Below are 10,573 nucleotides of genomic sequence, written 5' to 3'. Positions count from 1 at the left end.
GCCGCCTTGTCGGTGGCAAGCCCGCGGCCCGGGCGCCCCCCGTGCAGGGAGTATTCGTCGGGCGGGGTGGGGGGGGGGGCGGGCCCCCCGCCCCCCGACCCCACCCGAGAATTAGCAGTACAGACGACGACATAGGGGACAGAGTGCTCGACGTCAACTTCTTCGACGAGCTGCGCATTGGTCTCGCCACCGCCGACGACATCCGTCAGTGGTCGCACGGCGAGGTCAAGAAGCCTGAGACGATCAACTACCGCACCCTGAAGCCGGAGAAGGACGGACTCTTCTGCGAGAAGATCTTCGGTCCGCAGCGGGACTGGGAGTGCTACTGCGGTAAGTACAAGCGCGTCCGGTTCAAGGGCATCATCTGTGAGCGCTGCGGCGTCGAGGTGACTCGCTCCAAGGTCCGTCGTGAGCGGATGGGGCACATCGAGCTCGCCGCTCCGGTGACCCACATCTGGTACTTCAAGGGCGTTCCGAGTCGGCTGGGCTACCTGCTGGACCTCGCCCCCAAGGACCTCGAAAAGATCATCTACTTCGCCTCGTACGTCGTGACGAGCGTGGACGCCGAGTCGCGTCACCGTGACCTCTCGACGATCGAGAACGAGATCCTGGCCGAGAAGCGGCAGTCCGAGAACAGCCGCGACTCGGAGATCGAGAAGCGGGCCGCCAAGCTCGAGGCCGACCTGGCCGAGCTGGAGGCCGAGGGTGCCAAGGCGGACGTCCGGCGCAAGGTCAAGGAGGGCGGAGAGCGCGAGATGCGCCAGATCCGCGACCGGGCCCAGCGCGAGATCGACCGCCTGGACGAGGTGCTGGACACCTTCCGCAAGCTGGAGCCGAAGCAGCTGGTCACCGACGAGCTGCTCTACCGCGAGCTGCGCGACCGGTTCGGTGAGTACTTCACCGGTTCCATGGGCGCGGAGGCGATCAAGGCGCTGGTCCAGAACATGGACCTCGACGCCGAGGCCGAGAGCCTGCGGGAGACCATCCGGTCCGGCAAGGGCCAGCGGAAGATCCGGGCGCTCAAGCGGCTCAAGGTCGTGGCGGCGTTCCTGAACACCCGCAACTCGCCGCTCGGCATGGTGCTGGACTGCGTCCCGGTCATCCCGCCGGACCTGCGCCCGATGGTGCAGCTCGACGGTGGCCGCTTCGCGACCTCGGACCTCAACGACCTGTACCGGCGTGTGATCAACCGGAACAACCGCCTCAAGCGGCTGATCGACCTCGGCGCACCCGAGATCATCGTCAACAACGAGAAGCGGATGCTCCAGGAGGCCGTCGACGCGCTGTTCGACAACGGCCGTCGCGGCCGGCCGGTCACCGGCCCGGGTAACCGCCCGCTCAAGTCGCTGTCCGACATGCTCAAGGGCAAGCAGGGCCGGTTCCGCCAGAACCTGCTGGGCAAGCGCGTCGACTACTCGGGCCGTTCGGTCATCGTGGTCGGCCCGAAGCTCAAGCTGCACCAGTGTGGTCTGCCCAAGCAGATGGCGCTGGAGCTGTTCAAGCCCTTCGTGATGAAGCGGCTGGTGGACCTCAACCACGCGCAGAACATCAAGTCCGCCAAGCGGATGGTCGAGCGTCAGCGCCCGGTCGTGTGGGACGTGCTGGAAGAGGTCATCGGCGAGCACCCGGTGCTGCTCAACCGGGCGCCGACCCTGCACCGCCTGGGCATCCAGGCCTTCGAGCCGCAGCTGGTCGAGGGCAAGGCGATCCAGATCCACCCGCTGGTCTGCACCGCGTTCAACGCCGACTTCGACGGTGACCAGATGGCGGTGCACGTGCCGCTGTCCGCCGAGGCCCAGGCCGAGGCGCGGATCCTGATGCTGTCGTCGAACAACATCCTCAAGCCGGCCGACGGCAAGCCGGTCACCATGCCCACGCAGGACATGGTCATCGGCCTCTACCACCTCACCCACCTCACCGCCGGTGAGAAGGGCGAGGGCCGGGCGTTCAGCTCGGACGCCGAGGCGCGGATGGCGTTCGACAACGGCGAGCTGCACCTGCAGGCGCCGGTGAAGATCCGCCTGCGTGGCGTGGTCGGTGTCGACAACGGCTCTGGCTCCGAGGCGTGGACCGCCCCGGAGGGCTGGGTCGAGGGTGACCCGCTGACCGTGGAGACCACCCTGGGTCGGGTGCTGTTCAACGAGACGCTGCCGCAGGGCTACCGCTTCGTGAACTACGAGATCCGCAAGGGTCAGCTCTCCGCGATCGTCAACGACCTCGCCGAGCGCTTCCCCAAGGTGGCGCTGGCCGCCACCCTGGACGGGCTCAAGGAGGCCGGTTTCCACTGGGCCACCTGGTCCGGCGTGACGATCGGCATGGAGGACGTCATCGCTCCGCCGCGTAAGGCGGAGATCCTGGCGAAGTACGAGAAGGAAGCCGACCGGATCGACAAGCAGTACCAGCGTGGTCTGATGACCGCCGAGGAGCGTCGCGGCGAACTCATCGAGATCTGGACCAAGGCGACCAACGAGGTCGCCAAGGAGATGGACACCGCGCTGCCGCAGGAGAACCCACTGTGGAAGATGATCAACTCGGGTGCCCGCGGTAACCTGCTCCAGCTCCGGCAGATCGCGGCGATCCGTGGTCTGGTGGCCAACCCGAAGGGCGAGATCATCCCGCGGCCGATCAAGGCCAGCTACCGGGAGGGTCTGTCCGTGCTGGAGTACTTCATCTCCACGCACGGTGCTCGTAAGGGTCTCGCGGACACCGCCCTGCGGACCGCCGACTCGGGTTACCTGACCCGTCGTCTGGTGGACGTCTCGCAGGACGTGATCATCCGCGAGGAGGACTGCGGCACCGACCGGGCGATCCCGATGCAGATCGGCGAGAAGCTGGACGGCAAGCTCGTCGTCCACACCCACGCCGAGACCAGCGTGCACGCCCGGACCCTGGCCGACGACATCAAGGGGCCGGACGGCACCGTGGTGGCCGAGCGCGGCCAGGACATCAACTCCATCGGGGTCGACAAGATCGTCGCCGCCGGCGTGGAGACGGTCCGGGTGCGCAGCGTGCTCACCTGCGAGTCGAAGCTGGGCGTCTGCGCGGCCTGCTACGGCCGTTCGCTGCCGACCGGCAAGTCGGTCGACATCGGTGAGGCTGTCGGCATCATCGCCGCCCAGTCCATCGGTGAGCCGGGCACGCAGCTGACGATGCGTACCTTCCACACCGGTGGTGTCGCGGGTGAGGACATCACCCAGGGTCTGCCGCGTGTCCAGGAAATCTTCGAGGCTCGGGTCCCGAAGGGTAAGGCGCCCATCGCCGACACCCCGGGTCGGATCCGGATCGAGGACGGCGAGCGCTCGCGGAAGATCATCGTGGTGCCGGACGACGGCAGCGACGAGATCGTGTACGACAAGATCTCGAAGCGCGTCAAGCTCCGGACCCACGACGGCGGTCACGTCGCGGTCGGCGAGAAGCTGACCGAGGGCACCATCGACCCGCACGAGCTGCTGCGGATCATGGGTCCGCGGGCGGTCCAGGTCCACCTGACCAGTGAGGTCCAGGAGGTCTACCGCTCGCAGGGTGTGCTCATCCACGACAAGCACATCGAGATCATCATCCGCCAGATGCTCAAGCGGGTGACGGTCATCGACTCCGGCTCGACCGAGTTCCTGCCGGGTGTGCTCGTCGACCGGGCGCTGTTCGAGTCGGAGAACCGCCGACTCGTGTCGGAGGGTGGCGAGCCCGCCGCCGGCCGTCCGGTGCTGATGGGTATCACCAAGGCCTCGCTGGCCACCGACTCCTGGCTCTCCGCGGCCTCCTTCCAGGAGACCACCCGGGTGCTGACCGACGCTGCGATCAACTCGCGCAGCGACTCGCTGGTCGGCCTCAAGGAGAACGTGATCATCGGTAAGCTCATCCCGGCCGGTACGGGCATCAGCAAGTACCGCAACGTCCGGGTCGAGCCGACCGAGGAGGCCAAGGCCAAGGTCTACTCGATGACCGGCTACCCGGAGACCGACTACGGGTTCGGGCCGGCCAGCGGGCAGGCTGTGCCGCTGGACGACTTCGACTTCGGGTCGTACCGCTAAGCACTGAACACCGACGAGGCCCCCGGCACCTGCCGGGGGCCTCGTCGTGTCCGGACCGACCCGCCCGTCGACCGGGTTGGGCATGATGGAGGCATGACGACCGCACCCGGACAGGTGTCCGTCGCGTCCCAGGGCCTGCGCCACCCGCTGGATCCGGACCCGGCCCGTGCCACGAAGGCGCGCGCGGTGTTCGCGCTGGGGCTGCTGGGCATGCTGACCGGGCTGTTCATCGGCGGGGTGGTGCCGGCGACGATCGCGCTGCAACTGGCCCGCCAGGCCCGCCGGGAGGCGTACGCCTCGGGGGGTTTCCTGACCGGCGGCGTCTGGCTGCGGCGGGGGGAGCGGTTGGCCTGGATCGGCCTCATGCTGGTCGCGGTGAGCGTGGTCGTCGCCGTGGTGATCGGGGTGGTTCGGGTGGCTGGCACGCCGTTCGGCCACGACTACCCGGCGAACATGGACTGACCGTTCCACCGGCCACGCCCAGCGCGAACGGCGCCGCTTGCGGCGGTAGCCTGGCCGGTGTCCGCCGCGCGGCGATTGGCGGCCCTGTCGACAGGAGGACCTCGTGACGGAACCGGCGCGGCCCCCGGCGGATGAGCCGGCGGGGCATCCCGACGCGCCGGCCGCGAGCCCGGCCCCCTCCGCACCGAACGACCGGGCGCAACCCGATCAGGACGGGCAGCCCGCCCCACCCGCCGACGTTCCCGATCCGGGTACGCCGCCGTCGGGTTGGGGTGCGCCGCCCGCGCCCGCGTGGGGTCCGCCCACTGCCGAGTGGGGCGGGGCCTATCCGCCCGGGCACGGCCAGCCCCATCCCGCTTCCGGGGCGCCGCTGCCGCAGGAATGGGGTCAGCCGCCGTCCGGGCCTGCCGCGCCGGCGGGCTGGGGTCAGCCGCCGTCCGGGCCTGCCGCGCCGGCGGGCTGGGGTCAGCCGCCGTCCGGGCCTGGTGCGCCGGGGGGTTGGGGGCATCCGCCGTCGCGGGTCGGTACGCCGCCCGGCTGGGGTCAGCCGCCGTCGGGGCCTGGTGCGCCCGGGGGTTGGGGTCAGCCGGCGCAGGGCCAGTCGCCCGGGTGGGGTGTGGCTCCCGCCCGACCGGTGCCTCCGCCCACCGACGACCAGCGGCGGCCGCCGAAGCGGGTGGAGGCGGTGCCGGGTACGCCGTTCGGCGTGGTGCACCTGGATGTGCCGCCGGTCACCTCCGGACTGGCGACCGGGGCGTTGGTGGCGGGCATCGCGTCGATCCTGGTCTCGCTCCTGGTGATCTGTTTCGGGGTGGCGTTCGGCAACGACGGGGGCGTCTGGGCGTCCGGCGCCTTCACCGTGCTGGGGGTCCTGGCGGGGGTGGCGGCGATCGTCATCGGTCTGCTGGGCCGGCGGCAGATCAGCCGGCCAGCCGCGCCGTCGGCGGTACGGTTCACCGGGCGCGGGCTGGCGGTGGCGGGCATCAGCTGCGGCGCGGCGGGTGCGCTGCTCAGCCTGCTGGGTCTGGGTCTGGCGTTGCTGATCACCCTGACGTGAGGCCGCGCACCGGGTCTGCGGTGCCTGCCCGGGGGCGACGGGTGGTCCGGCGGGGAAGCCGGTACACTTGTGTCCGTAGGTGCCCATCGCGGGCGACGAGGCGGGACGAGATCCGGCCGGCGAGTGTGAGACAGTCGCCGACCCATTCCGTTTTGACCTGGGCGGCTGTGGTAGGTACTCTTTCCCCTTGTGCCCGGGCGTGCCCGGGCAACTCGTGCGTGCGCTGGTTCCGGATTCCGGACGGCGGCACGACAAGCCAGAGATCCGGGGCGGGGCGATCCGCGTGCCGGTGACAGAAACCCGGTACGCCTGCGAAAGCGTCCGCACCGGGACCGTGAGTTGGGCGACACGCCCGACCGCGGGTGCCGGGGCCTCCGCAAGGTGACCCTGGTCGGAATGTAGGAGAGCCGGTCATCAGGCCGGCTAACGAGCAGACGGCGCGGCCGCGTGCAGCGGCCGAAGGGAGCGGAGAAACCCGGTGCCCACCATCCAGCAGCTGGTCCGAAAGGGCCGTCAGGCCAAGACGACCAAGACCAAGACCCCGGCGCTCAAGGGGTCCCCCCAGCGGCGCGGCGTGTGCACCCGCGTGTACACCACCACTCCGAAGAAGCCGAACTCCGCGCTGCGCAAGGTCGCTCGTGTGAAGCTCAGCAGCCAGATCGAGGTGACCGCCTACATCCCGGGCGTCGGTCACAACCTGCAGGAGCACTCGATCGTGCTCGTTCGCGGCGGCCGGGTGAAGGACCTCCCCGGCGTGCGTTACAAGATCGTCCGCGGCTCGCTGGACACCCAGGGTGTCCGCAACCGCAAGCAGGCGCGCAGCCGTTACGGCGCGAAGAAGGAGAAGAGCTGACATGCCGCGTAAAGGACCCGCTCCGCGGCGGCCACTGGTCGCTGACCCGGTGTACAACTCGCCGCTGGTCACCCAGCTGGTGAACAAGATCCTGCTCCGCGGCAAGCGTCAGCTCGCCGAGTCGATCGTGTACGCGGCCCTCGAGGGCTGCCGCGAGAAGTCCGGCACCGACCCGGTCGTCACCCTCAAGCGGGCGATGGACAACGTCAAGCCGACCCTCGAGGTGCGCAGCCGTCGTGTCGGTGGCGCCACCTACCAGGTTCCGGTCGAGGTCCGCCCCACCCGGGCGACCACCCTGGGCCTGCGCTGGCTGGTCACCTACTCCCGCGCCCGTCGCGAGAAGACCATGGTCGAGCGGCTGATGAACGAGCTGCTGGACGCGAGCAACGGCCTCGGTGCCGCCGTCAAGCGGCGCGAGGACACGCACAAGATGGCCGAGTCCAACAAGGCCTTCGCGCACTACCGCTGGTAACACCCTGGTTCCGGCGCCCCACCGGGCGCCGGAACCGCCACCAGTTGAGTCGAGACGACGATAAGTAGGGATTGAAGTGGCCGCCGCAGACGCGCTCGCCAACGTACGCAACATCGGCATCATGGCGCACATCGATGCCGGTAAGACCACGACCACCGAGCGAATCCTGTTCTACACCGGCATCACGTACAAGATCGGTGAGGTCCACGAGGGCGCTGCCGTCATGGACTGGATGGAGCAGGAGCAGGAGCGTGGTATCACCATCACCTCCGCTGCTACCAAGTGTGAGTGGAAGGGCCACACGATCCAGATCATCGACACGCCTGGCCACGTCGACTTCACGGTCGAGGTCGAGCGGTCGCTGCGTGTGCTGGATGGTGCGGTCGCGGTCTACGACGGTGTCGCCGGCGTGGAGCCGCAGACCGAGAACGTCTGGCGGCAGGCCGACAAGTACAACGTCCCGCGGATGTGCTTCGTCAACAAGCTCGACCGGACCGGCGCCGACTTCTTCCGCTGCGTGCAGATGATGATCGACCGGCTGAACGCCACCCCGCTGGTGCTCCAGATCCCGATCGGGCTCGAGGGCGACCACATCGGTGTCGTCGACCTGGTCGGCATGCGCGCTCTCACCTGGCGCGGGGAGACCCAGAAGGGTGAGGACTACGCGATCGAGGAGATCCCGGCCGAGCTGGCCGACTCCGCGGCCGAGTGGCGCGAGAAGCTGATGGAGACCCTCGCCGACGTCGACGACTCGGTGATGGAGAAGTACCTGGAAGGCGAGGAGGTCTCCGTCGAGGAGATCAAGGCCGCCATCCGGCGTGCCACCATCGCCGGCAAGGCCAACCCGGTGCTGTGCGGCTCGGCGTTCAAGAACAAGGGCGTCCAGCCCATGCTCGACGCCGTGGTCGACTTCCTGCCGTCGCCGCTGGACGTTCCGGCGATCGAGGGTACGGCCACCGACGGCGAGACCCCGCTGCTGCGCAAGCCGTCCAACTCGGAGCCCTTCTCCGGCCTGGCCTTCAAGATCCAGACGGACAAGCACCTGGGCAAGCTCACCTACGTCCGGGTCTACTCCGGCACGCTCGATTCCGGATCCCAGGTGGTCAACTCCACCAAGGACCGCAAGGAGCGGATCGGCAAGATCTACCAGATGCACGCCAACAAGCGTGAAGAGCGTCCGTCGGCGCAGGCCGGCGACATCATCGCCGTTCAGGGTCTGAAGCAGACCACCACCGGCGACACGCTCTCCGACCCGGCGAACCCGGTCATCCTGGAGTCGATGACCTTCCCGGAGCCGGTCATCTCGGTGGCGATCGAGCCGAAGACCAAGTCCGACCAGGAGAAGCTGGGTACGGCGATTCAGCGCCTGGCCGAGGAGGACCCGACCTTCCGCGTCCAGCTGGACGAGGAGACCGGTCAGACGGTCATCTCCGGCATGGGTGAGCTGCACCTGGACATCCTGGTCGACCGGATGCGCCGCGAGTTCAACGTCGAGGCCAACGTCGGCAAGCCCCAGGTGGCGTACCGCGAGACCATCCGCCGCAAGGTGGACAAGGTCGAGTACACCCACAAGAAGCAGACCGGTGGTTCCGGCCAGTACGCCCGCGTCATCGTGAGCGTCGAGCCGCTTCCGCTGGACAACGACTCGCCGACCTACGAGTTCGCCAACGCCGTCAGCGGTGGCCGCATCCCGCGGGAGTTCATCCCGTCGGTGGACGCCGGCGCCCAGGACGCCATGCAGTACGGCATCCTGGCCGGCTTCCCGCTGGTCGGTGTGAAGCTGACCCTGCTGGACGGCCAGTACCACGAGGTCGACTCGTCGGAAATGGCATTCAAGATCGCCGGCTCGATGGTGATGAAGGACGCGGCCCGCAAGGCCGACCCCGCACTGCTCGAGCCGATGATGGCCGTTGAGGTCACCACTCCTGAGGAGAACATGGGTGACGTCATCGGCGACCTCAACTCCCGCCGCGGCATCATCCAGGCGATGGAGGAGCGCAGCGGCGCCCGCATCGTGAGGGCTCTGGTGCCGTTGTCGGAGATGTTCGGCTACGTCGGCGACCTGCGGTCGAAGACCCAGGGCCGGGCTAGCTACAGCATGCAGTTCGACTCCTACGCCGAGGTTCCGCAGAGCGTGGCGAAGGAGATCATCGCCAAGGCGACGGGCGAGTAACGTCCCCTGAGCAGGTGATTCGTGGTCGGTCGCGGGTGGTTTCACCCACCCGCGGCCACCACGATCGGATCGCGTGAGACCGGGCCTGTAGGCTTCATCGCCGCAGAACCCACAAAAGCTCTCCGGCCGTCAGGCCGGAAAGGCTGTCGACAGAGTCCTAAGCGCCGACCGGCGCGCCGGGCGTACGAACCAAGAAGTCCACAGGAGGACACCAGTGGCGAAGGCGAAGTTCGAGCGGACTAAGCCGCACGTCAACATCGGCACCATTGGTCACATCGACCACGGTAAGACGACGCTGACGGCGGCCATCACCAAGGTCCTGCACGACCAGTACCCCGACCTGAACCCCTACACGCCGTTCGACGAGATCGACAAGGCGCCGGAGGAGAAGGCCCGCGGTATCACGATCTCGATCGCGCACGTCGAGTACCAGACCGAGGCGCGGCACTACGCGCACGTCGACTGCCCCGGCCACGCGGACTACATCAAGAACATGATCACCGGTGCCGCGCAGATGGACGGCGCGATCCTGGTGGTCGCGGCGACCGACGGCCCGATGCCGCAGACCCGTGAGCACGTGCTGCTCGCGCGTCAGGTTGGCGTGCCGTACATCGTCGTGGCGCTCAACAAGAGCGACATGGTCGACGACGAGGAGCTCCTGGAGCTCGTCGAGCTCGAGGTCCGTGAGCTGCTCTCCTCGCAGGAGTACCCGGGTGACGACCTGCCGGTCGTTCGGGTTTCGGCGCTGAAGGCCCTCGAGGGTGACCCCGAGTGGACCGGCAAGCTCCTGGACCTGATGACCGCGGTCGACACCGCGATCCCGCAGCCGGAGCGTGAGACCGAGCGGCCGTTCCTCATGCCGATCGAGGACGTCTTCACGATCACCGGTCGTGGCACCGTCGTCACGGGTCGCGCCGAGCGCGGCATCCTCAAGCCGAACGAGGAGGTGGAGATCGTCGGTATCCGCGAGAAGTCGCAGAAGACGGTCTGCACCGGCATCGAGATGTTCCGCAAGCTGCTCGACGAGGCCCGCGCGGGCGAGAACGTCGGTCTGCTGCTGCGTGGCATCAAGCGCGAGGACGTCGAGCGCGGCATGGTGGTCGTCAAGCCGGGCACCACGACCCCGCACACGGAGTTCGAGGCGACGGTCTACATCCTCTCCAAGGAGGAGGGCGGCCGGCACACCCCGTTCTTCCAGAACTACCGTCCGCAGTTCTACTTCCGGACCACGGACGTCACCGGTGTCGTCACCCTCCCCGAGGGCACCGAGATGGTCATGCCGGGTGACAACACCACCATGTCGGTGAAGCTGATCCAGCCCATCGCCATGGAGGACAACCTCAAGTTCGCGATCCGCGAGGGTGGCCGCACCGTCGGCGCCGGGTTCGTCACCAAGATCATCAAGTGAGCTAGGTAACCCCGATTAGACCCGCCGCCGGTCGTGCGGCATACTAGTCAGGTTGCGTAACGACAGTTCGTCGCCTGTGTTCGGCTTTCGCTGAACCTCCGGGTGGCGAGACAGTCG

The 10,573-nt window shown here is 68.3% G+C and carries 7 protein-coding genes; all 7 read left to right on the top strand.

From position 1 onward, the window contains the following. The first annotated feature begins 143 nt into the window (after nt 1-143). The 7 genes from AB0B97_RS17165 (at nt 144) to tuf (ending at nt 10,456) form a co-directional block, all read left to right on the top strand. On the top strand, nt 144-4,031 hold the full coding sequence (locus AB0B97_RS17165) for a DNA-directed RNA polymerase subunit beta' (protein WP_357494499.1): 3,888 nt from the start codon (nt 144-146) through the stop codon (nt 4,029-4,031). 93 nt (nt 4,032-4,124) lie between these two features. Further along, nucleotides 4,125-4,493: a hypothetical protein gene (locus AB0B97_RS17160; RefSeq protein WP_357494497.1), complete on the top strand. Its 369-nt coding sequence runs from the start codon at nt 4,125-4,127 to the stop codon at nt 4,491-4,493. Between the two features lie 676 nt (nt 4,494-5,169). After that, nucleotides 5,170-5,550, top strand: a complete 381-nt coding sequence (locus tag AB0B97_RS17155; RefSeq protein WP_234583480.1) for a hypothetical protein — start codon at nt 5,170-5,172, stop codon at nt 5,548-5,550. A 478-nt stretch (nt 5,551-6,028) separates the two neighbouring features. Further along, on the top strand, nt 6,029-6,403 hold the full coding sequence (gene rpsL / locus AB0B97_RS17150; protein ID WP_007465318.1) for a 30S ribosomal protein S12: 375 nt from the start codon (nt 6,029-6,031) through the stop codon (nt 6,401-6,403). A 1-nt stretch (nt 6,404) separates the two neighbouring features. After that, on the top strand, nt 6,405-6,875 hold the full coding sequence (gene rpsG / locus AB0B97_RS17145) for a 30S ribosomal protein S7 (protein ID WP_007465317.1): 471 nt from the start codon (nt 6,405-6,407) through the stop codon (nt 6,873-6,875). Between the two features lie 76 nt (nt 6,876-6,951). After that, complete coding sequence (gene fusA, locus AB0B97_RS17140) at nt 6,952-9,048, top strand: elongation factor G (RefSeq protein WP_308195352.1); 2,097 nt, start codon at nt 6,952-6,954, stop codon at nt 9,046-9,048. Nucleotides 9,049-9,262: 214 nt separating this feature from the next. Beyond that, nucleotides 9,263-10,456: an elongation factor Tu gene (gene tuf / locus AB0B97_RS17135; RefSeq protein ID WP_234583438.1), complete on the top strand. Its 1,194-nt coding sequence runs from the start codon at nt 9,263-9,265 to the stop codon at nt 10,454-10,456. Nucleotides 10,457-10,573: the final 117 nt, after the last annotated feature.

Source organism: Micromonospora sp. NPDC049004, assembly GCF_040649315.1.
Classification (GTDB): domain Bacteria; phylum Actinomycetota; class Actinomycetes; order Mycobacteriales; family Micromonosporaceae; genus Micromonospora.
The sequence above is the reverse complement of the archived record's forward strand: the minus strand, read 5'-3'. Positions and strand labels throughout refer to the sequence as shown.

Bases quoted from the DNA above. Each gene is read 5' to 3' on its own strand.
- AB0B97_RS17160 (WP_357494497.1), top strand. From the start codon at position 4,125: ATGACGACCGCACCCGGACAGGTGTCCGTCGCGTCCCAGGGCCTGCGC.
- rpsG (WP_007465317.1), top strand. From the start codon at position 6,405: ATGCCGCGTAAAGGACCCGCTCCGCGGCGGCCACTGGTCGCTGACCCG.